The organism is Pseudarthrobacter sp. AG30, assembly GCF_003116525.1.
Taxonomy (GTDB): Bacteria; Actinomycetota; Actinomycetes; order Actinomycetales; family Micrococcaceae; genus Arthrobacter.
This window is the reverse complement of the sequence record NZ_QEHL01000077.1, coordinates 1-265: the sequence shown is the minus strand read 5'-3', so window position 1 is coordinate 265 and position 265 is coordinate 1. Positions and strand designations below refer to the sequence as shown.

The 265-nt window shown below is 58.1% G+C and carries 1 protein-coding gene; it reads left to right on the top strand.

Going from position 1 to position 265, the window contains the following annotated elements; genetic code table 11:
* Positions 1–265: MarR family transcriptional regulator (locus tag DC347_RS21375; protein ID WP_123059252.1), on the top strand; the 265-nt coding region annotated here is incomplete at both ends.

Here is a 265-nt window from a genome sequence, read left to right as displayed (position 1 = left end):
GACTCCGCTATCACCGATACCGGACTCACCCAGTCCAGCTGGACGGTGCTGATGCAACTGCATCAGCTGGGAGACAACGTCTCGGTCAGCGAACTGGCGGAGGTGCAGGGCATTGAACTGCCGCCGCTAATGCGCACCCTCTCATTACTGGAAAAGCAGGGCTATCTGGTGCGTTCCACATCGCCATATGACAAACGCATTCGCCTGCTGACGCTGACCGCTGAGGGGCGGGCTATTCTGGAAAAACTGAGCTGCGTGATCGAGA